The organism is Streptomyces sp. NBC_01463 (assembly GCA_036227345.1).
Lineage (GTDB): Bacteria > Actinomycetota > Actinomycetes > Streptomycetales > Streptomycetaceae > Streptomyces.
The window spans coordinates 5,098,210-5,118,002 of the sequence record CP109468.1; the positions used below are offsets into that span (position 1 = coordinate 5,098,210).

General features: G+C 71.1%; 21 protein-coding genes. 10 read left to right on the forward strand and 11 right to left on the reverse strand.

Annotation, left to right across the window (positions count from 1 at the left end; translation table 11 throughout):
- Positions 1–18: 18 nt before the first annotated feature.
- From OG521_22595 to OG521_22605, 3 genes are all read right to left on the reverse strand, one after another.
- Positions 19–1,440, reverse strand: a complete 1,422-nt coding sequence (locus tag OG521_22595; GenBank protein WUW23417.1) for a DUF2637 domain-containing protein — start codon at positions 1,438–1,440, stop codon at positions 19–21.
- Between the two features lie 187 nt (positions 1,441–1,627).
- Complete coding sequence (locus OG521_22600) at positions 1,628–2,491, reverse strand: DUF3558 domain-containing protein (GenBank protein WUW23418.1); 864 nt, start codon at positions 2,489–2,491, stop codon at positions 1,628–1,630.
- Positions 2,492–2,669: 178 nt separating this feature from the next.
- Positions 2,670–3,557: a DUF3558 domain-containing protein gene (locus tag OG521_22605; protein WUW23419.1), complete on the reverse strand. Its 888-nt coding sequence runs from the start codon at positions 3,555–3,557 to the stop codon at positions 2,670–2,672.
- A 170-nt stretch (positions 3,558–3,727) separates the two neighbouring features.
- Here OG521_22605 and OG521_22610 point away from each other — a divergent pair, with 170 nt between their 5' ends.
- Positions 3,728–4,921 carry an RtcB family protein gene (locus OG521_22610; GenBank protein WUW23420.1) on the forward strand — a complete coding sequence of 398 codons (1,194 nt, stop codon included), beginning with the start codon at positions 3,728–3,730 and terminating at the stop codon, positions 4,919–4,921.
- A gap of 54 nt (positions 4,922–4,975) precedes the next feature.
- Here OG521_22610 and OG521_22615 read toward each other — a convergent pair whose 3' ends face one another.
- Positions 4,976–5,734, reverse strand: coding sequence for an SDR family oxidoreductase (locus tag OG521_22615; protein ID WUW23421.1), 759 nt, complete (start codon positions 5,732–5,734; stop codon positions 4,976–4,978).
- 139 nt (positions 5,735–5,873) lie between these two features.
- Between OG521_22615 and OG521_22620 the strand changes: the two genes are divergently transcribed.
- On the forward strand, positions 5,874–6,383 hold the full coding sequence (locus tag OG521_22620; protein WUW23422.1) for a hypothetical protein: 510 nt from the start codon (positions 5,874–5,876) through the stop codon (positions 6,381–6,383).
- Positions 6,384–6,391: 8 nt separating this feature from the next.
- On the opposite strand, the gene OG521_22625 is transcribed toward OG521_22620, so the two are convergent.
- Positions 6,392–7,867 (reverse strand): FAD-dependent monooxygenase, encoded by a 1,476-nt coding sequence (locus tag OG521_22625; protein WUW23423.1) that lies wholly within the window; start codon positions 7,865–7,867, stop codon positions 6,392–6,394.
- 107 nt (positions 7,868–7,974) lie between these two features.
- Here OG521_22625 and OG521_22630 point away from each other — a divergent pair, with 107 nt between their 5' ends.
- Both OG521_22630 and OG521_22635 read left to right on the forward strand, forming a co-directional pair.
- Entirely contained in the window at positions 7,975–8,550 is a 576-nt protein-coding gene (locus tag OG521_22630) for a TetR family transcriptional regulator (protein ID WUW23424.1), read from the forward strand.
- Positions 8,551–8,625: 75 nt separating this feature from the next.
- Positions 8,626–9,114 carry a MarR family transcriptional regulator gene (locus OG521_22635; protein ID WUW23425.1) on the forward strand — a complete coding sequence of 163 codons (489 nt, stop codon included), beginning with the start codon at positions 8,626–8,628 and terminating at the stop codon, positions 9,112–9,114.
- Between the two features lie 18 nt (positions 9,115–9,132).
- Here OG521_22635 and OG521_22640 read toward each other — a convergent pair whose 3' ends face one another.
- The 4 genes from OG521_22640 to OG521_22655 all read right to left on the reverse strand — a co-directional run bounded on the left by OG521_22640 (position 9,133) and on the right by OG521_22655 (position 12,394).
- The gene (locus OG521_22640) at positions 9,133–9,873 is read right to left on the reverse strand and encodes a Mut7-C ubiquitin/RNAse domain-containing protein (protein ID WUW23426.1); all 741 of its coding nucleotides are present in this window, start codon (positions 9,871–9,873) and stop codon (positions 9,133–9,135) included.
- 63 nt (positions 9,874–9,936) lie between these two features.
- A complete protein-coding gene (locus OG521_22645; protein ID WUW23427.1) occupies positions 9,937–10,797 on the reverse strand; it encodes an NAD(P)H-binding protein in 861 nt (286 codons plus the stop codon).
- Positions 10,798–10,983: 186 nt separating this feature from the next.
- The gene (locus OG521_22650; GenBank protein ID WUW23428.1) at positions 10,984–11,514 is read right to left on the reverse strand and encodes a GNAT family N-acetyltransferase; all 531 of its coding nucleotides are present in this window, start codon (positions 11,512–11,514) and stop codon (positions 10,984–10,986) included.
- Between the two features lie 58 nt (positions 11,515–11,572).
- Positions 11,573–12,394 carry a helix-turn-helix domain-containing protein gene (locus OG521_22655; protein WUW23429.1) on the reverse strand — a complete coding sequence of 274 codons (822 nt, stop codon included), beginning with the start codon at positions 12,392–12,394 and terminating at the stop codon, positions 11,573–11,575.
- Positions 12,395–12,483: 89 nt separating this feature from the next.
- Between OG521_22655 and OG521_22660 the strand changes: the two genes are divergently transcribed.
- On the forward strand, positions 12,484–13,056 hold the full coding sequence (locus OG521_22660; protein ID WUW23430.1) for a TIGR03086 family metal-binding protein: 573 nt from the start codon (positions 12,484–12,486) through the stop codon (positions 13,054–13,056).
- Here the strand turns inward: OG521_22660 and OG521_22665 are convergent.
- Positions 12,989–13,306, reverse strand: a complete 318-nt coding sequence (locus OG521_22665; protein WUW23431.1) for a hypothetical protein — start codon at positions 13,304–13,306, stop codon at positions 12,989–12,991. The genes OG521_22660 and OG521_22665 overlap by 68 nt on opposite strands.
- Before the next feature lie 678 nt (positions 13,307–13,984).
- On the reverse strand, positions 13,985–14,572 hold the full coding sequence (locus tag OG521_22670) for a hypothetical protein (GenBank protein WUW23432.1): 588 nt from the start codon (positions 14,570–14,572) through the stop codon (positions 13,985–13,987).
- A 138-nt stretch (positions 14,573–14,710) separates the two neighbouring features.
- Here OG521_22670 and hemL point away from each other — a divergent pair, with 138 nt between their 5' ends.
- The 5 genes from hemL to OG521_22695 all read left to right on the forward strand — a co-directional run bounded on the left by hemL (position 14,711) and on the right by OG521_22695 (position 19,791).
- Positions 14,711–16,018, forward strand: a complete 1,308-nt coding sequence (hemL, locus tag OG521_22675) for a glutamate-1-semialdehyde 2,1-aminomutase (protein WUW23433.1) — start codon at positions 14,711–14,713, stop codon at positions 16,016–16,018.
- Positions 16,015–16,716, forward strand: coding sequence for a histidine phosphatase family protein (locus OG521_22680; protein ID WUW23434.1), 702 nt, complete (start codon positions 16,015–16,017; stop codon positions 16,714–16,716). Before hemL ends, OG521_22680 begins: the two co-directional genes overlap by 4 nt.
- Positions 16,717–17,098: 382 nt before the next feature.
- Entirely contained in the window at positions 17,099–18,349 is a 1,251-nt protein-coding gene (locus OG521_22685; protein ID WUW23435.1) for a hypothetical protein, read from the forward strand.
- Positions 18,350–18,416: 67 nt separating this feature from the next.
- Entirely contained in the window at positions 18,417–19,025 is a 609-nt protein-coding gene (locus OG521_22690; protein WUW23436.1) for a TlpA family protein disulfide reductase, read from the forward strand.
- A 4-nt stretch (positions 19,026–19,029) separates the two neighbouring features.
- The gene (locus tag OG521_22695) at positions 19,030–19,791 is read left to right on the forward strand and encodes a cytochrome c biogenesis protein CcdA (protein WUW23437.1); all 762 of its coding nucleotides are present in this window, start codon (positions 19,030–19,032) and stop codon (positions 19,789–19,791) included.
- Positions 19,792–19,793: the final 2 nt, after the last annotated feature.

Below are 19,793 nucleotides of genomic sequence, written 5' to 3' on the forward strand. Positions count from 1 at the left end.
CGGCGCGGCCTCGCCGGCTCACGCGATGTGGTCGGCCTCCAGCTCCGCGTGGTAGCGGTTCTTGAAGCCCTGGATCAGCTGGCGGAGCAGGGCGGCGCTGCGCGGGTGCCGCACGTTGTGGCCGTCCGACAGGTGTATGTCGAGGACCTCGATGCTGGGGTACGTGCTGTGCTGCGTCACGAACGCGGCGAAGACCTCGTACGCGATCTCGCTGAACTCCGCGTCCTCCTGCGCCCACTCCTCGGCCCACTCGTCGGCGGCCTCGACGACGGGCTTCGGCTGCGGCTCCTGGACCGGGAACTGCTCCTGGACCGGAATCTGCGCCTGGGACTGCGCCTGCGCCTGGGGCTGTGCCGCGACGGCCTCGGCCGCCTCCGCGGTCGGCTGTTCCTGCCCGTTGCGGGGGCCGGGGACGGCGCCGATCGTGCCGACGTTGCCCAGCGGCCTGGTCCGGCCGCCCGGACCCGACGGGATCATGACCGGGGTGGGTTCGAGACCCTCGACGTACGTCGGGTTGTACGAACCCTCGTACGCCCCGTCCGGGACCTGCGCCGCGAACCACGGGCTCTCGTGCGAACCGGGGCCCTCGGCGGGCTGCGGGGCCTGCTGCTCCTCGGCCCACTCCCCGGGAATCGGCTCGGCGTACTGCTCCTGCCGGTGCGCGCCCACGAGCTCGGGCTGCGGGGCGGCCGGCTCCACGACGCCGGTCTGCGCGACGGCGGCCTGCGCGGGGGCCGGGGGCAGCAGAGCGGGTTCGATGCCCGCGGCGGCGAGTCCGGCGGGGCCGGTGTCGGCGAGCGGGACGCCGTACTTGGCGAGGCGGAGCGGCATCAGGGACTCGACGGGGGCCTTGCGGCGCCAGTTGCGGCCGAAGCGGGCCTGGAGGCGGGCCTGGTAGATCAGCCGGTCCTGTTCGAGCTTGATGACCTGCTCGTAGGAGCGCAGCTCCCACAGCTTCATCCGGCGCCACAGCCGGAACGTCGGCACGGGGGACAGGAGCCAGCGGGTGAGGCGGACCCCTTCCATGTGCTTGTCGGCCGTGATGTCGGCGATCCGGCCCACCGCGTGGCGGGCGGCCTCGACGGAGACGACGAACAGCACCGGGATCACGGCGTGCATGCCGACCCCGAGCGGGTCGGGCCAGGCCGCCGCGCCGTTGAACGCGATCGTCGCCGCGGTCAGCAGCCAGGCCGTCTGGCGCAGCAGCGGGAACGGGATGCGCAGCCACGTCAGCAGCAGGTCCAGCGCGAGCAGGACGCAGATGCCGGCGTCGATGCCGATCGGGAAGACGAGCGAGAAGTTGCCGAAGCCCTTCTGCTGGGCGAGCTCGCGCACGGCGGCGTACGAGCCCGCGAAACCGATCGCTGCGATGAGCACCGCACCGGCGACCACGAGCCCGATGAGTATCCGGTGCGTGCGTGTCAGCTGCATCGCGGCCACCCGCGACCCCTCCCCAATTCTTCGTCTCCGACGTCCGGTCCAGCGGGACGCCTTCGAGTTCTGGCGGGCACAGCCTGGCACATGCCGGCGCGGTCTGTTGCGCGGGGAGGGGCGAAGCCCGGTTCTCGGGTGAGAACCGGGCTTCGCAAGACCGCTTGTGTGCTGGGGTGTTGGGGCTTCGCCGCCGTCAGCCGGAGGTCTTGGCGGTCGCCTTGCGGGTGGTCTTGGCGGTGGCCTTCGAGGAAGCCTTGGCGGGTGTCTTGCCCGCGTCCTTGTCCGAGTCGTCGTCCGCGGAACCGGCGGACTGGGACGGCTTCGGCGATCCGCTCGCCGTTCCGCCCCCGTTGGCGGCGGCGACCGCGGCGACGGCCTCCTTGGCGGCCTTCTCGGCGCCCTCCAGGACGTCGGAGCCCGAGGGGGTCTTGGCGCCCGCGTAGCCCGCACCGTTGTAGTTGAGGGTGACGACGACGTTGCCCGTACGGGCGACGACCGTCGCGTACTTGAAGTCCTCACCCGTCTTGGTGAGGTCGTACGTGATCTTGGTCGCCTGGTCGCCGATGGCGCTGACGGGTGCGGTCACGAGCTTCTTCGCGCCCTCGGCGGCCTGGGCCTTGGCGACCTGCTTCGTGAAGTCCTTCCCGGCGCGGTCGGCGCCGCTGCCCAGGGCCTGGTCCGAGCCGAAGCGGGTGAAGGAGACGTCGAGCCAGCGGTACTGGGAGCCCTTGACGCCGTTGTCGTCGAGGCCGTTCCAGGAGCAGCCGCCGCGGGCGGAGGCGTCACTGGTCTTGCCCCGGGTGCCGCTCTTGGTCTTGGCCGAGGGGACCAGGGACTTGACCGTCTTCGCGGTGATCGCCTTGCACGGGTCGGGCAGCTCGGCGAACTTCGCCGGCGCGACCGCCGCCTCCGTCTTCGTCGCGTCCGGTGCGGCGGACGAGGACGAGGCGTCGTCCTTCTTGCCGTCGGAGTCCGACGAGCAGCCGGCGACGACGAGCATCACCGGGACGGCGGCGCAGGCGAGTATGCGGGTGAGTCGCGGAGCTGATCGGTGCATGGTTCCTTCACTCGGGTGGCCGTGGCGGTCGGGCTGCCGGACGGTCGGTGGGCGGACGGGTCGGTGGACGTGCGGGTGGTTCCGGAGGGCCACGGTACGACGGACGGCCACCGGATGCCGCCTCGGCCGGGAGCCCCGCGGGGCGTCCGGCGACCCGCCGGGGCCGCCGGGAGCGGGGTTACTCGCTGAACCTGTCGACCAGGTTCTCGCCCAGTGCCTGGGCCTTCTCCTGCAGTTCCTTGCTGTCGGGGACCTCGGTGGCGAGGGCCGGCTGCGCGGTGTACTCGATGGTGACGATGACGTTCGATGTGCGGAATACCACGCTCACCGTGCGGTGCTGTGCGGTGGAACCTGCCGTGGTGAGCAGATCGTCCAGAAACGCGCTGTCCCCGAGCGTGTCCAGGACACGGGGCTGGAGGTTCTCGGCGGGCCCGCCGTCCGCGCCGTCCTCGGTGCCGCCGTCGGCCGTACCGCCGGTGTCCGCGCCGTCCGTACTGCCCTGCGGGTCCGGGGCCGGGTCCGTGCCGTCCTTCGGGTCCGCGCTCGCGTCCGCCGTGCTCTTCGAGGAGGAGTCCGCCGGAGACTCCGAGGAGCCGGCGGCGTCCCCCTTCTCCGTGTCGCCGGGTGCGACGGAGGCCGAGGGGAGGTGCGCCGCGGCCTCCTTCTTCGCGTACACCTCGCGGGCCCGGTCGTCGTCGCTCACGGACGGGTCGTACGAGACGACGCGCTCGAAGTCCACGACGATGCTGCGGGAGGCGTCGGCGCCGTCGGACTTCCAGCCGCAGCCGACCCGGCGGTCGGTGTCGAAGGTCTCGGTGGGCGTGCCCTCGAACACCTTCTCCTGCTGGGCCTCGGCCAGTTGCGCGGCGCCGGGCAGCAGGTCCTTCAGGGTGGCGAGGGGGATGGAGCGGCAGGCCTCGGGGAGGGTGCGGTATTTGCCCGGGGGTGCGGCGGAGGCGGTCAGGGTGCCGGGCTTGCTGTCGGTGGCGGATGCGTCGCCTTCGTCGCCGGCACTGCAGCCGGCCACGAGTGCCGCGATCAGCACGGCGCCGGGTACGTACGCCATTCGTCGCACGGTCCTGGGCTCCCTTCGCGCGAAAAACGGTTGCCGCTCGATGGCGGCCGATGGACACAATGTGTATCGCACGCGCTGCCGTGATGGCCGGTTGGCCGCCTCATTTGCCGATCTTGGCACCGGTTTTGCGCTTTCAGACTTTTCGGGGGAATCGAGGAATTATGTCGTATGTAGAGGTACCGGGTGCGAAGGTTCCCATCCGGATGTGGACCGACCCGGCTTCGGTCGAGGACGTCGCGATGCAGCAGTTGCGCAACGTCGCCACCCTGCCCTGGATCAAGGGCCTGGCCGTGATGCCCGACGTCCACTTCGGCAAGGGCGCCACGGTGGGCTCGGTGATCGCGATGCACGGTGCGGTCTGCCCGGCGGCGGTGGGCGTGGACATCGGCTGCGGAATGTCCGCGGTGAAGACCTCACTGACCGCCAACGACCTGCCCGGGGACCTGTCGCGGCTCCGGTCGAGGATCGAGCAGGCCATTCCGGTGGGCCGCGGGATGCACCAGGACCCGGTGGACCCGGGCCGGCTGCACGGCCTCGCGGCGACCGACTGGGACGGCTTCTGGGAGCGGTTCGACGGCATCGCCGATGCGGTCAAATTCCGTCAGGAACGTGCCACAAAGCAGATGGGAACGCTCGGAGCGGGGAACCACTTCGTCGAATTCTGTCTCGACGAGGCCGGCTCGGTCTGGCTGATGCTGCACTCCGGGTCCCGGAACATCGGCAACGAACTGGCCGACTTCCACATCGGCCAGGCGCAGAAGCTTCCGCACAACCAGGACCTGATCGACCGTGACCTGGCCGTCTTCATCGCGGACACCCCGCAGATGGCGGCCTACCGCAACGACCTCTTCTGGGCGCAGGAGTACGCGAAGCACAACCGCGCGGTGATGATGGCGCTCTTCCAGGACGTGGTCCGCAAGGAGTTCAAGAAGGCCAAGGTGGCCTTCGAACCGGTCATCTCCTGTCACCACAACTACGTGTCGGAGGAGCGGTACGACGGCATGGACCTGCTGGTCACCCGAAAGGGGGCCATCCGGGCCGGCTCCGGTGACTTCGGGATCATCCCGGGCTCCATGGGCACCGGCTCGTACATCGTGAAGGGCCTCGGCAACGAGAAGTCCTTCAACTCGGCCTCGCACGGCGCGGGCCGGAAGATGAGCAGGAACGCCGCCAGGCGCCGCTTCTCGACGAAGGACCTGGAGGAGCAGACGCGGGGTGTGGAGTGCCGCAAGGACTCCGGCGTCGTGGACGAGATCCCGGGTGCGTACAAGCCGATCGAGAAGGTCATCGACCAGCAGCGCGACCTGGTCGAGGTCGTCGCGAAGCTCAAGCAGGTCATCTGCGTGAAGGGCTGAGGCGGGCGGCGGGGCGAGGGGGACGGGGGTCCTCTCGCCCCGGCTGCGCGCGGGTCAGACCGTGCGGTGCACCTTCGAGTTGGAGGCCTGGGCGCGGGGGCGGACCACCAGGAGGTCGATGTTCACGTGGCTGGGGCGGGTGATGGCCCAGGTGATCGTGTCGGCCACGTCGTCGGCGGTGAGGGGGGCGTCGACGCCCGCGTAGACCTTGGCGGCCTTCTCCTCGTCGCCGCGGAAGCGGGTGGTGGCGAACTCCTCCGTCTTGACCATGCCGGGGGCGACCTCGATGACGCGGACCGGGGTGCCCACGATCTCCAGGCGGAGGGTCTCGGCCAGGACGTGTTCGCCGTGCTTGGCGGCCACGTAGCCCCCGCCGCCCTCGTAGGCGGAGAAGCCCGCGGTCGAGGAGAGGATGACCACGGTGCCGTCGCCGCTCGCGGTGAGGGCGGGGAGCAGGGCCTGGGTGACGTTGAGCGTGCCGATGACGTTGGTCTCGTACATCTGGCGCCAGTCGGCGGGGTCGCCGGTGGCGACGGGGTCGGCGCCGAGTGCGCCGCCCGCGTTGTTGACGAGGACGGCCAGGCCGCGGAACGCGGTGGCGAACTCGTCGACCGCGGCACGGTCGGTGACGTCCAGGGCGTAGGCCGTGGCCTCGTGGCCCGCGGCGGTGATCTCGGCGGCCAGCGCCTCGATGCGGTCCTTGCGGCGGGCGGTCAGCACGACGCGGAAGCCGGCGGCCGCCAGCTGCCGGGCGGTCGCGGCACCGATGCCGCTGCTCGCTCCGGTGATGACGGCGATGGGGGATGCGGCCATGGCGTGCTCCTCGGACAGCTGATCGGTACAGGGCCAGGATAGGCAGCGGGGCGGTCGGCGGCTGCGGCGGGCGGGATCCGGGACGCGCCGAACCGGTGGGTAAATATGGATGTTTCGTGATGATCTGTATCTTCAGGGCATGCTAGTGACGCGTAAGGCTGTGCTGGGGGTGGCCGCTGCGGCGGCAATGGCGTCGACGATGGCGCCGGGTGTGGGCGGGACGGCGGCGGCCGTCGGTGCACCGGTGGTGCGGAGCATCGCGCCGGAGGCGGATGTGTCGCACCACGGGCATGTCTCGCTGTGGGGCAGCGGGCTCGGGATCTGGTTGCGCAGCGAGAACCGCGGGCCTTCCGACCTGGCCGGAGTGACGGTGCGGCTGCGGGTCTCCGTGCCGCTCGCGGGCCGGCAGGAGCTGCCGCAGGAGTGTCTGCAGGCCGACCGGTCGACCGTGCTGTGCCGGACGGGTGAGTTGCACGCGGACGGCTCCGAGCAGCGGCAGCTCGCCCTCGAACTGCAGCTCGCGGGCCGGCCGACGGAGGTGGTCGTCCGGGTCGACACGGTGTGGAACGGCGGGGCGACGGACCGGAACTCGCAGAACAGTGAGCACGAGGTGCTGGCGCCCGCGACCGGCGACGAGTACGTCTTCTGAGCCGGGGGTCATCGGGTCAGCGCGGCCGTCAGGGCCGCCGGGTCGGTCCGCTCGCCCGCCCAGGCGATGTAGCCGTCGGGGCGGACCAGCAGGACGGTCGTCCGGTCACCCGTCCAGTGGGTGTGCAGGAGCGGGGCCGGTGACGTGGGCGTGGGTACCCCGGCCGGGGTGACGAGCACGAACTTCCCCTCGGCCAGCAGCTGGTGCAGGCGCCCCTCCGTCAGGTCGAGGTCGGGTGCGCGCTTCCCGGTCAGCCGGTGGGCGCCGCGCGGTGCCGGGTAGGCGATCCCGATGCCGGAGATCATGCCGATGGCGCGGTCGGAGGCCGGGCGGACGACGGACAGTGCCCGGGTGACCAGCGTCCTGACGGTGCGCTGGAGCGGGCTCCGGGCCATCGCGAGGCGGACGATCGCGCCGCTGGCGCGGAGCACCTTCGTGCCGACCGGGTGGCGCTCGGCGTGATAGCTGTCCAGGAGCGCCTCGGTGCCGGCCGTGTGCCCCCGCAGCGCGGCGGCCAGCTTCCAGGAGAGGTTGGCGGCGTCCTGGAGGCCGGTGTTCATGCCCTGGCCGCCCGCGGGCGAGTGGACGTGTGCGGCGTCGCCGGCGAGGAAGACGCGTCCCACCCGGTACGCCGGGACCTGGCGCTCGTCGCTGTGGAAGCGGGAGATCCAGCGGGCGTCGTGCATCCCGAAGTCGGTGCCGAACGCGCGCCGGGCGATCCCGCGGAGCTCGTCCAGCTCGACCGGGTCGCTGTCGGCCGCCTGGTGGGTGCGGTCCCAGCCCATCACGCGGTACCAGCCGTCGCCGAAGGGTGCGATGAAGGCGAAGGCGTCCCCCACTCCGTTGACCGTCAGGAGGGAGGCCGGCTCCTCGGTGAGCCTGACGTCGGCCAGGACGATGGACCGGATCACCGACTCGCCGGGGAAGGGGAGTCCGAGGGCCTGGCGCACCGAGCTGCGCACCCCGTCGGTGCCCACGACGTAGCGGGCGGTGAGCGGGGTCCGGGTGCCGTCGGCGGCGCGGATCGTGGTGGTGACCGTGTCCGCGCCGGACGTCCGGTCCAGGTCCGTCAGCTCCGCCCCGTACCGGAAGTCGACACCGGTGGTGCGGGCGCGGCGCTCCAGCAGGTGCTCCACCTCGTACTGCGGAGTGATCAGCAGGAACGGGAACCGGGTGTGCAGCCGCGACAGGTCGAGGCCGAGCCGGCCGAAGAGGCGGAGCCCGGTCAGTGTGGTGCCGGTCTTGACCAGCTCGTCGGCGAGGCCGCGGGTGTCGAGCAGTTCGAGCGTGCGGGCGTGGACAGCGAAGGCCCGGGTGACGTTTCCCGCCTCGTGGCGCCGGCGCTCGACGACGGTGACCGACAGGCCCTGGGCGGCGAGGTCGCCGGCGAGCAGGAGTCCGGTGGGGCCCGCACCCACGACGAGCACGTCGACGGTGTCGGGGGTGGTGCTGATGCCGGTGGTGGATTCGGAGTTGCTGGTCATGGCTGTCTCCCCTGGGTCGAGTGTCAACGCTTGTTGGCCAACGCTTGTTGGTGAATGTAGATCCGTACGGCTGGCGTGTCAACGGTTGTTGGCCTACATTCGTTGGCATGGCGACAAGAGCTCCCAGTACGCATCGCCGCTCCGATGCCACGAAGGCCGCGATCCTCGAAGCGGCCCGCGAGCGTTTCGCGGCCGACGGGTACGAGCGCGCCACCATCCGCTCCATCGCCCGTGACGCGAACATTGACCCGTCGATGGTGATGCGCTACTACGGGAACAAGGAGGGGCTGTTCGCCGCCGTTTCGGTGATCGACCTGCGGATGCCCGAGCTCGGGGCGGTGTCCGGCCGGCATATCGGCGCCGTTCTCGTCGGCCATTTCCTGGACCGCTGGGAGCGGGACGACGTGCTCACCGCCCTGCTCCGGGTCGGCGCCACCAATGAGGCCGGCGCCGGCCGGATGCGCGCCGTCTTCGCCGAGCAGCTCGGCCCGGTCGCCGCGGCGGTCTGCCCCGACCCCGCCGAGGCGCCACGCCGTGCCGCGCTCGTGACCTCGCAGCTCCTGGGCATGGCGCTCGCGCGCTACGTCCTGCGCATCGAGCCCGCGGTGTCGATGGACCGCGACGAGCTGATCGCCTGGCTCGCACCCGTCATCCAGCGCTATCTGACCGCCGGGCAGCCGTAGAGCCGGCCGGGGGGAGGCGAGCCGGCCAGGGGTGGAGGCGGAGGCGGGGCGGTGTCTGCTTCGTACACTCTCCGCATGCCGCAGAAGTCCCCCGACCCCCGCCGCAGCGCCCTGCTCGCCGAGCTGTCCGTCACCTCGCGCCGCTACATGGCCGCCTACGCGCTTTTCAACCAGGCCGTCGCCGACCACCTGCGGCTCCACCCCACCGATCTGCAGTGCCTCAACCTGCTCGGCCTGGAGGCCGCGCCCGTCACCACGGGCCGGATCGCCGAGCTGACCGGGCTCACCACGGGCTCGGCGACCCGGCTCGTCGACCGGCTTGAGCGGGCCGGCTATGTGACCCGCGCCCGGGACACGGCGGACCGGCGGCGGGTGCTCGTGGAGACCGTGCCCGGGCGGATGGCGGAGTTCGGGGCCGTCTGGGAGCGGCTGAACGGCGGCTGGGCCGCCATGTTCGACGCGTACGACGACGACGAGGTCGCGCTGCTCATCGCCCATATGCGCCGGACGGTGGAGCTGAGCGCGGTCCAGATCGAGACCCTGCGCGACGGCGACGCCGGTTAGAGGTGGTGGTCGGCGCTGCTAACCGGCGTCGGCGGTGCCGCCGAAGTCGCGGACCGCTTCGGTGACGATCGCCTCCAGGCGGGCGTGGTGGGCGCCGCGCCAGTAGACCCGGTCGCACTCCGTGCACCGGGCGAAGACGTCGTACGAGCGCTGCGTGCCGTGTTCCAGCCGTGCGCCGACCGAGTCCTTGTCCGCCGCCGTCAGCGGTCCGTTGCATGCCGTGCACCGCGTCCAGGGGGCGAGCGCCGGAGCGAACCGTTCCAGTACGTCCCGCAGCTGTGCCTCCGGTTGGTCGCTGTAGACGTACGCCCCCGCCCAGATCTCCCGTCGGTGCAGCAGCCCCCGGTCCCGGGAGAGCAGGACCCGCCGCTCCTTCGCGGAGCGGGTGGCCAGTGCGGGGTCCCCGATGTCCTCGCTCTCGTAGGCCGCGTCGACCCCGAGCAGCCGCAGCCGCCGCGCGAGCGTGCCGAGGTGGACGTCGAGCAGGAATCGCAGGGGCGCGCCCGGCACCTGCTGCGGACGTCGTACGGCCCGCACCTCGACCAGTTCGCCGGCCGCGGGGACATGGGACACGGGCACGGGGTGTCCGTCGACGAGGAGTTGTCCGGCCTCGGTGAGGGGGATTCCGAGCGATTCCACGACGTGGCCCAGGGTGGACGATCCGTCGGTGGTCACGGCGGTCCGGCCCTGCCGGCGGTTGTGTGCGACGAAGAGCCGTAGTCCGGGGGCGACTTCGAAGTGGATCTCGGGTCCGTTCACCCGGTCAGGATGCCATCGGGGCGGGGGAGCGGGCCACGGGATTGACCGGGCGGGCCCGCCGGGTCAGGGGCGGAAGGCGGCGGCGTTCCCGGTGGCCCAGTCGGCGAACGTACGGGCCGGACGGCCGGTCAGTTTCCGCAGGTCGCCGGTGACATCGGCGGGTGACTTCTCGGTGGCGGCCCAGTAGTCGAGCAGCCCCTCGGCGATCACCTCCGGCATGAAGGGCGACACGGCCTTCTTCCAGGCGTCCCTGCTGACGGTTTCGACGGTGACGGGCCTGCCCGCCGCCTCGGCCAGGAGCGCGACCTGCTCGGCGGCGGTGAGGGACGCGGGGCCGGTCAGGTGGTACGCCGCGCCCTGCAGGCGGGGGTCGGTGAGGACGGCGAGCGCCGCCTCGGCGATGTCGGCCTCGTCGATGGGGCTGGTCCGGCTGCGCGGGTAGGGCAGTTCGACGGTGCGGCCGGACCGGAAGGACTCCGCCCACTGGTGGGCGTTGCCCGCGAAGGCGCCGGGGCGCAGCAGCGTCGCGGTGACGGGCGAGCCGGCCAGGGCCTGTTCCACCGCGTGGTGGGAGGCCGCGATCGGGTTGGTCGCGGCGTCGGGGGCGAGGACCGCGCTGGAGGAGAGCAGGACGATGTGCCCGACGCCGGCGGTCCGTGCGGCGGCGAGGAAGTCGGTGATGCGGGACGGCTCGGCGTAGAGGAAGACGGAGCCGACGCCGTCGAGGGCGGCCGCGAACGTGGCGGGGTCGCCGAGATCGCAGGCCACGGACGGGACACCGGCCGGCAGGACGAGGTCGTTGTGATGGCGGGAGGCGGCCCGCACGGAGTGGCCTCCTCGGTGGAGGAGCCGGACGAGCGCGGAGCCGACGCGGCCGCGGGAGCCGGTGACGAGCGTGGTGGGTGTGGTGGGTGTGATGGGCACGGGGGTGGATCTCCTCTGTCGGGGCGAAGGGGTGAGGTGCGGTGATGGTCTCGGGGTGACGAGGGCATCGCACCGATCGCCTTCGTGGCGCATAAGCTGCGTGACGCAGACAAATATCCAGGAGGTGCCCCCGCCCGTCAAACGCTTTGGATGGCTCCCTCCCGGGCCCCGTCCTCCCGGGCCCCGTCAGCGGCCCGGGTGCAGTTCCAGGCGCCAGTCGTTGGTCAGCAGGGGATGTCCCGGCGGGTACTCGATCTCGCACTCACCGATCAGGGTGAAGCCCGCCCTGCGGCACACCCCGTTCGACGGGGCGTTCGCCACGGACGGGTAGGCGTGCAGGTAGCGGTGCCGGTGCTCGGCGCGGGCCTGCTCCACCACGGCCGCCGTCGCCGCCGACGCGATGCCGCGGCCCTGGAACTCCGCGAGGACCGCCCACCCCGTCTCATACACCTCCTGGCCCTGCCAGGTGCGCTCCCAGAAGCCGATGGTGCCCACGGCCTCGGCCTCGCCGGGCAGGGCGATGCGGAACATCCTGCCCCGGCCCGTCCGGTCCGCGCTCAGCGCCACATAGCGGCCATGGCGCCCTATGAGCTGCTCCTCGGACTCGGGGCCGCCGAGGTGGTCCATCAGCTCCGGTGCGTTGGCCCGGCGGAGGAGCTCCAGGTCGCCCTCCGACCAGGGCTCGATCCGTACGGATGATGCTGTGGTGCGCTCCATTCCAGAACTGTAGGACGCGCCGCCGACACCCGGCGGGCCGTTCGTCCGCCCGGCCGGGTCAGCGGGCGCTGAGCAGCGTCGGAGGTACGCCCACCGTGGCCGTGAAGTCCCTGACCAGGTGGGCCTGGTCGCTGTAGCCGAGGTCCGCGGCGAGACCCGCCCAGTCCACCTCCGGGTCCGATTCGGCGCGTTCCAGGGCCTCGTGGATGCGGTAGCGGAGGATGACCCACTTGGGGCCGACGCCCACGTACGTGGCGAAGAGCCGTTGCAGCGACCGCGTCGACAGGCCTTCGGCGTGCGCCAGGTCGTCGACGCGGCGGACGGTGCGGTCGGTGCGCACCAGGTCGACGAGGGCCATCGCCCGGTCGGCCTGCGGATCAGGCTCGGGGCCGAGCGCCAGCAGGTAGGCGTCGAGCGCCGCGACCCGGGCGTCCTCCTGCTCCGGATCCAGTACGGCCGACGGCGGGGCGGGCGGCTCGAACACCTCGGGCGCGGGGACCCGGCGTCCGGTCCACTCCGACACCGGCCGGTCCGGCGCGAAGGGCCGGAAGCCACCGGGCCTGAACTGCACACCGCAGACGCGCCCCCGCCCCTCCAGCTTCTGCGTGAAGAGCTCCAGCCCGATGCCCGAGACCTCCGCGAACCCGCCCTCCTCGTCGCCGCAGCCGGCGTACCGCTCGAAGACCAGGTTGACGCTGGGGTGCGGGACCAGATGGGAGGCGTACGGCTCGGGCAGGTCCCAGTCGATCAGCCAGTAGTGCTCCAGGTACGGGCGCAGCTCGGGGGCCGGCTCGCGGCGCCGGAAGCGCACGTGCGTGAACAGCTCGGTGGCGTCGACGATGCCGCGGGTGTCGCGACGGGGACTTCGGGGGCCGGACATGACTGCCGATCCTAGATCGCGTCCGCGGCCGTGTCCCGGTTGTCGCGTTTCTTCAAGACCCGGAGGCCCGTCCGATGCATGGTCGGGTCATGAAGAAGATCAGTGAACTCCTGGATGCGGCGGCGGGCAGTGCGCTGCCCGTGATCCGCGGCATCGACGACAGCCGGCTGGACGACCCCACTCCGTGTGCGGAGTACGACGTCCGTGCCCTGGCCGGTCACCTCGTCCAGGTGGTCGTCAACTTCACCGCGCTCGGGGCCCGGCACGACACGGAGTCCGGTGCGGTCGCGGACGCGGTCACCGGCGACTGGCGGGAGCGCTTCGGCGAGAAGACGGACGCGCTGGTCGCGGCGTGGGCCGCGCCGGGCGCGGAGGAGGGGACCGCGGGCGCCAGGGGGTTCCCGGCCCGGACGGTCGGGCACATGGTGCTCGGCGACCTGACCGTGCACGCGTGGGACCTGGCCCGGGCCACCGGCCAGGACTTCGAGCCGGAGGCCGCGGTGGTGGACGAGCTCGGTCCCGCCCTGGAGGGGATGGCTCCGAAGGCGCGGGAGGCGAAGGTGTTCGGCGAGCCCTTCCCTGTACGGGACGGGGCTAGCCCCTTCGCGCGGGTGCTGGCGCTGACCGGTCGGGACCCTGACTGGCAGCCGCCCCGGGCGTGACGCCGGTGGCCGGAATGTGTGTGTCCGTCGCCGTCGGGCCGTCGTAGAGCGTGCCGAGGGTTTCGTAGGCGCCGTCCACGATCCTCTCGGCGTCCACCAGCATCGCGCGCTCGGCCAGCCGGGCCGCCTGATGGGTGTACGGGGACGGCGGCGCGGGGTGCCGTCGCCGCCACCAGCTCTCGCATGCCGCGTAGATGCCGCTGGCGAAGACCAGCACAGGAATGGACAGAGCCAGCAGAGTGTCGCCCATGGCAGGCCTCCTTCAGTGTCGATGCCTCCTGCATCGGCAGGATCGGCAGGTCAGCTGAAGATCATTCTTCGGCCAATGAATGGCCGGATATGAATGGCCGAAGGGCGCCCTTCGTGCAGGTGGGCGCCCTGGGTGACGTGTTCTGGGCCGTGTGTTCGGCGGAGGGCCGATCAGCGGCGTGTGCGTTCGGCGGGAGCCTGTTCCCACGGCGACGGACACGGGTGCGGATACCGCGACGGGGACGGCGGCAGCGACGGCGACGGCAGCAGTGACGCGGGTGACGACGGGGGCGGGGGCGACTGCGTCTCCGGGCTTGCCGCGGAGATGTCGGCGTCGCTCTCCAGGCACCAGTGTCCCTGTGGGACCGGGATCTGTGCGCCCGGGAGGTCGGGCGTCTCGAAGAGCGGGGGAAGGTCTCGGCTGAGCAGCTGCCGGGTTGGTGCCATGGTTCTCACCTGGTGGGCGGGGAGTGACCGTCGTGGCGGTTGTGCCGCCGCGGGATTGCGTCGGCTTACATGAGTGGTTCGGTGCGAACGCCCTGCCGGATTGGTCGGCGGAGCCGCACGGGCCTCGTGCGGGCCTCGCGTGGAACCGGTGCCGCCCCCCGCGGGCGCGCCCGGCCGGCCCGGTGCGGTACGGGCCCGGCCCGTACCGGAGCGGGAAGAACCAGGGGCGGGGTCAGGGCCAGACCAGGCAGTACGCCTGGTGCCCCGCGTCGTGCAGGCGGTGGCTGAAGTCCTGCCACTCGTGCAGCAGTTGGTAGACGTTGAACGCGTCACGCGGGCCGCCGCGGTCCGGGACCGTCGACCAGATGAAGGCGGCCGCGCCCACGGACTCCTCGCCCACGCCGCGCAGCGGGTCCACGACCGTCATGGGGAGCTTGACCACCGCGTAGTCGGGGTGCAGGACGACCAGCTCCAGCGGCGGGACCTTGTGCAGGGGTATGCCCTGTATGCCGGTGAGGACCATCGCGGCCACCGTCTCCGGCTTGATCTTGGTGAACATGCCGCCCATGCCGAGCTCGTCGCCGCCGAGCTCCTCCGGGCGCATGGAAATGGGCACGCGTGCGGCAGTGGCGCCGTCGGGTGCCCCGAAATACTTGTAGGTCACCCCCACCCGGCCACCACTCCTGCTTCCGGCTCCGACCTGCGCACCGCCGGCCTGTATGCCCTGCTTGCGCTCAGCCTCGCGCCGGTGCCGACCTCGCCGGGCAGGCTCGGGCCCCAGGTCGTCGGTCCCTTCGCCCACTCCGCCACCGCGATGCATATCTCATCCACCCGACTACTAACTAGGAGACACAGCCCCCGCCGCGCAACCCGATCATCGTGTCAGTGACCTCCCCCGCGAACGTGCGGTGAAACACCTGTCCGCAAGTCCGTCCGCGGCTCTGACACCATGGCATGTGTGAGCTTTCCCTATGACGCCCCAGTTTCGCAGACGCTTTTCGACCGCGCGTCCCTCGTGACGCCCGGTGGCGTGAACTCTCCGGTACGTGCCTTCCGGGCCGTGGGCGGTACGCCCCGCTTCATGGTGTCCGGCACCGGTCCGTACCTCACTGATGCCGACGGTCGTGAGTATGTCGACCTCGTGTGCTCGTGGGGGCCGATGATTCTCGGCCATTCCCACCCCGAAGTGATCGCCGCCGTCCAGGAGGCCGTCGCCCGCGGCACCTCGTTCGGTACGCCCGGTGAGGGCGAGGTCGCGCTCGCCGAGGAGATCGTGGCCCGGGTCGGACCCGTGGAGCAGGTACGGCTGGTGTCGTCCGGCACCGAGGCGACCATGTCCGCGATCCGCCTCGCCCGCGGTTTCACCGGCCGCGCGAAGATCGTGAAGTTCGCCGGCTGCTACCACGGTCACGTCGACGCGCTGCTCGCCGCCGCCGGGTCCGGGGTGGCGACCTTCGGTCTGCCGGACACGCCGGGGGTCACCGGCGCCCAGGCCGGCGACACGATCGTGCTGCCCTACAACGACCTGGAGGCCGTACGGGCCGCCTTCGCCGCGCAGCCCGGCGAGATCGCCTGTGTGATCACCGAGGCGTCGCCGGGCAACATGGGCGTCGTGCCGCCGCTGGACGGTTTCAACGCGGGGCTCAAGGCGCTCTGCGCCGCCAACGGCGCGCTGTACATCTCCGACGAGGTCATGACCGGGTTCCGTACGTCGAAGGCCGGCTGGTTCGGCGTCGACGGGGTGGTGCCCGACCTGATGACGTTCGGCAAGGTCATGGGCGGCGGCTTCCCGGCCGCGGCGTTCGGCGGGCGCGCCGACGTGATGGCGTACCTGGCCCCGGCCGGCCCGGTCTACCAGGCGGGCACGCTGTCCGGTAACCCGGTCGCCACCGCCGCCGGACTCGCCCAGCTGCGCCTGCTCGACGACGCCGCGTACGCGAAGGTCGACGCGGTCTCCGCGGAGATCCGCGGGCTGGTGAGCCAGGCCCTGGACAAGGAGGGCGTCGCCCACACCGTGCAGGCGGCGAGCAACATGTTCTCCGTGTTCTTCACGGACCGGCCCGTCCGCAACTACGACGACGCCAAGCAGCAGGAGTCCTTCCGCTTCACCCCGTTCTTCCACTCGCTGCTGGCGCAGGGCGTCTACCTCCCGCCGTCCGCTTTCGAGTCGTGGTTCGTCTCCACGGCCCACGACACCCGGGCCGTCGAGCGGATCGCCGCCGCGCTGCCCGCCGCAGCCCGCGCCGCATCGGAGGCCACCGCATGAGCGAGACCAGCAGCGACACCGGACGCAAGGACATCACCGTCGTCCACCTGATGCGCCACGGAGAGGTGCACAACCCGGAGGGCGTGCTGTACGGGCGCCGCCCCGGCTACCACCTCTCCGAGCTCGGCCGGCAGATGGCCGACCGGGTGGCCGAGCACCTGGAGAAGCGCGACATCACGCATGTCGTCGCCTCCCCGCTGGAGCGGGCCCAGGAGACGGCCACGCCGGTCGCCAAGGCGCACGGGCTGGACCTCGCGACCGACGCGCGGCTGATCGAGGCCGCCAACGTCTTCGAGGGCAAGACCTTCGGTGTCGGTGACGGGGCGCTGCGCAAGCCGGACAACTGGAAGCACCTCACCAATCCGTTCCGGCCGTCGTGGGGTGAGCCGTACATCGAGCAGGTCGTCCGCATGATGGGCGCCCTGGACGCGGCGCGGGACGCGGCCCGCGGTCACGAGGCGGTGTGCGTCAGCCACCAGCTGCCGATCTGGATCGTGCGGAGCTTCGTGGAGCGGCGGCGGCTGTGGCACGACCCGCGCAAGCGGCAGTGCACGCTGGCCTCGCTGACCAGCTTCACGTACCAGGGCGACAAGATCGTGTCCGTCGGGTACTCGGAGCCGGCGCGGGATCTGGTGCCGGCGCATCTGCTGGCGGGGGCGAAGCCGGTGAAGGGGGCGTCCAAGGGGTTCGGCGCGTAGCCGGCCCCTGGGCCGGGGGTCTTCGGATTCGGGTCCGCCCCGGGGTGGCCGGTGGTGGGCCCGGGTGCGACCCGGTGGGCGTTTTGTCCTCAATCTCCCCCATGACCTCACGGGCATGGGGGACCCCTCGACGGGCTTTATCTGGGTGTTCCCGGACCGTTCCTGATCGTTTGTGACCCAACCGGGCGGAATTATGCCGTTCGGGGTTTCGGCGTGCCGTTTTTGCGGGGGTTTTGTGGTCGGTCTTGTGTTCGGTCATGGCCAGGGTCTGGTTCCGTAAAGAATTGTGTGCTAATTCGGGGAACCCTCGTGTTGCTTCACCCATCTAAGCCTTTGGCAGTTTGTATGGACTTGAGGCAAAACGACCGCAGATGGGAACGGCATGCGCGACATCAGCCGAAGGGGTTTGATCGGAGCCGGACTTGGGGCCGCGGCCGCCATCGGGGTGGCGGGCTGCAGTACGTCCGGCTCGTCCGATACGGGCCGGTCCGGGCCCGCCAAGGGGGAGAAGGGTGCCGACGGCGCGGTCAAGGGCAAACCCGCGAAGAAGGACGTCCGCTCCATCGGGGACGGTTCCACCGCCGACACCGGGAAGCAGCCGCACCAGCCGTCCGCGCCCGTGCCGCTCGAACCCGGCCAGAAGCCGCCGCAGTTCGTGATCTTTTCCTGGGACGGTGCCGGCGAGGTCGGCAACGGACTCTTCCCGCGCTTTCTGGAACTCGCCAAGGAACACGACGCGGCGATGACCTTCTTCCTCTCCGGGCTCTATCTGCTGCCCGAATCGAAGAAAACCCTCTACCGCCCGCCCAACAACCCCATCGGCGCCTCCGACATCGGTTATCTCACCGACGGTCACATCAAGGAGACGCTCAAGAACGTGCGCCAGGCCTGGCTCGACGGCCATGAGATCGGCACGCACTTCAACGGGCATTTCTGCGGCGGCTCCGGATCGGTGGGCAACTGGTCGGCCTCCCAGTGGCAGAGCGAAATCGATCAGTCGGTCTCCTTCGTCACCGAATGGCGCACCAACACCGGCTGGACCGACCTCGACCCGCTGCCTTTCGATTACCGCAAGGAACTCATCGGCGGCCGCACCCCCTGTCTGCTCGGACAGGACAATCTGCTGCCGACCGCGAAGAAGCTCGGCTGGCGCTACGACGCCAGTTCGCCCGGCGGCACCCAGGTGTGGCCGACCAAGCGGATGGACGTCTGGGACCTGCCCCTCCAGGGCATCCCGTTCCCCGGGCACACCTTCGAGGTGCTCTCGATGGACTACAACATCCTGGCCAACCAGTCGCAGAATTCGACCAAGGGAATGCCCTCCCGGTATCCGGGCTGGCGCGATCAGGCGACCCAGTCGTACATCAACGGTTTCCAGCGCGCGTACGAGACGAACCGTGCGCCGTTCTACATCGGAAACCACTTCGAGGAGTGGAACGGCGGCATCTATATGGATGCCGTCGAGGACGTGCTCAAGCACATCGCGGGGAAGCCCGATGTGCGCCTCGTCTCCTTCCGGCAGTTCGTCGACTGGCTCGACGTCCAGGACCCGGCGGTCCTTGCCAAGCTCCGTACGCTGGAGGTCGGTCAGGCACCCGACGGTGGCTGGAACACCTTCTTTAAACAGGCCTGACAACGGGCTTTACGGGCACCGAGGGGGGTGCCCAAGATCCCCGAAACCGCCATGCGAAACTTTTCACATGAGCTATGGCCGCGCATCCCGACGCCGCTTCACCCTGCTCGCCGCCCCCGCGGCGGCTGCCGCGCTCGCACTCACGCTGACCGCGTGCAGCTCGGACAACAAGACCGGTGGTGGCGGCGACACGCACTTCGTCACGGGCAGTGGCGGAATCTCCACCGTGGCCAGGGGCGAGCGCGCCGCCGCTCCGAAGCTCGACGGCAAGTCCCTGGAGGGCAAGGCGCTGAACCTCGCCGACTACAAGGGCAAGGTCGTCGTCCTGAACGCCTGGGGCTCGTGGTGCGGCCCCTGCCGCGCGGAGGCGAAGCACTTCGCCGAGGTCGCCGCGGACACCGAGGGCCAGGGCGTCCAGTTCCTCGGGATCAACACCCGGGACCCGGAGCGGGCCCAGGCGGTCAGCTTCGAGCAGGACTTCGGGGTGACCTACCCCAGCTTCTACGACCCGACCGGGAAGCTCATGCTCCGCTTCCCCAAGGGCACGCTCCGCCCGCAGACCATTCCGTCGACCGTCGTCATCGACCGGGACGGCAAGATCGCCGCCCGCTCCCTGGCCGCGCTCGACGCCACCAAGCTGCGCAAGATGATCGACCCGCTGATCGCGGAGAAGTGATCAGGTGATCACCCTCGCCGCCGCCACGCAGAACGAGACGGTCCTGAGCGGAGCCCTGCTGGTCGCCCTGCCCATCGCCCTGCTCGGCGGGCTCGTCTCCTTCTTCTCGCCCTGCGTCCTGCCGCTCGTCCCCGGCTACCTCAGTTACGTCACCGGGGTCAGCGGCGCCGACCTGGCCGACGCCCGGCGGGGCCGCATGGTCGCGGGAGCCTCGCTGTTCGTGGCCGGCTTCACCGCCGTGTTCGTCTCCGGCGGTGCGCTCTTCGGCTACTTCGGCGACACGCTCCAGGAGAACAGCGGACCGCTCACCAAGGTCCTCGGCGTGCTGATGATCCTCATGGGCGTCTTCTTCATGGGCCTGATGCCGTGGATGACCCAGCGCGAGTTCCGCATCCACAAGAAGCCGGTGACCGGCCTGGTGGGCGCCCCGCTGCTCGGCGCGCTCTTCGGGATCGGCTGGACGCCGTGCCTCGGGCCGACGCTGAGCTCGGTGAGCATCCTGGCGATGGACCAGGGCACCGCCGGACGCGGGGCGATACTGACCGTCGCGTACTGCATCGGCCTCGGTCTGCCCTTCGTCCTCGCCGCCGTCGCCTTCCGCAAGGCACTCGGCGCGTTCGGCTGGGTCAAGCGCCACTACGCCTGGGTCATGCGCATCGGCGGCGGCATGATGATCGTGACCGGGCTGCTCCTGCTGACCGGCGCGTGGGGCAGCATGATGCAGGAATTGCAGGGCTGGTCCAACGGCTTCACGGTGGGGATCTGAGT

Bases quoted from the DNA above. Each gene is read 5' to 3' on its own strand.
- OG521_22600 (WUW23418.1), bottom strand. From the start codon at position 2,491: ATGCACCGATCAGCTCCGCGACTCACCCGCATACTCGCCTGCGCCGCC.
- OG521_22605 (WUW23419.1), bottom strand. From the start codon at position 3,557: ATGGCGTACGTACCCGGCGCCGTGCTGATCGCGGCACTCGTGGCCGGC.
- OG521_22610 (WUW23420.1), top strand. From the start codon at position 3,728: ATGTCGTATGTAGAGGTACCGGGTGCGAAGGTTCCCATCCGGATGTGG.
- OG521_22615 (WUW23421.1), bottom strand. From the start codon at position 5,734: ATGGCCGCATCCCCCATCGCCGTCATCACCGGAGCGAGCAGCGGCATC.
- OG521_22620 (WUW23422.1), top strand. From the start codon at position 5,874: ATGCTAGTGACGCGTAAGGCTGTGCTGGGGGTGGCCGCTGCGGCGGCA.
- OG521_22625 (WUW23423.1), bottom strand. From the start codon at position 7,867: ATGACCAGCAACTCCGAATCCACCACCGGCATCAGCACCACCCCCGAC.
- OG521_22630 (WUW23424.1), top strand. From the start codon at position 7,975: ATGGCGACAAGAGCTCCCAGTACGCATCGCCGCTCCGATGCCACGAAG.
- OG521_22635 (WUW23425.1), top strand. From the start codon at position 8,626: ATGCCGCAGAAGTCCCCCGACCCCCGCCGCAGCGCCCTGCTCGCCGAG.
- OG521_22650 (WUW23428.1), bottom strand. From the start codon at position 11,514: ATGGAGCGCACCACAGCATCATCCGTACGGATCGAGCCCTGGTCGGAG.
- OG521_22655 (WUW23429.1), bottom strand. From the start codon at position 12,394: ATGTCCGGCCCCCGAAGTCCCCGTCGCGACACCCGCGGCATCGTCGAC.
- OG521_22660 (WUW23430.1), top strand. From the start codon at position 12,484: ATGAAGAAGATCAGTGAACTCCTGGATGCGGCGGCGGGCAGTGCGCTG.
- OG521_22665 (WUW23431.1), bottom strand. From the start codon at position 13,306: ATGGGCGACACTCTGCTGGCTCTGTCCATTCCTGTGCTGGTCTTCGCC.
- OG521_22670 (WUW23432.1), bottom strand. From the start codon at position 14,572: ATGCATCGCGGTGGCGGAGTGGGCGAAGGGACCGACGACCTGGGGCCC.
- OG521_22680 (WUW23434.1), top strand. From the start codon at position 16,015: ATGAGCGAGACCAGCAGCGACACCGGACGCAAGGACATCACCGTCGTC.
- OG521_22685 (WUW23435.1), top strand. From the start codon at position 17,099: ATGCGCGACATCAGCCGAAGGGGTTTGATCGGAGCCGGACTTGGGGCC.
- OG521_22690 (WUW23436.1), top strand. From the start codon at position 18,417: ATGAGCTATGGCCGCGCATCCCGACGCCGCTTCACCCTGCTCGCCGCC.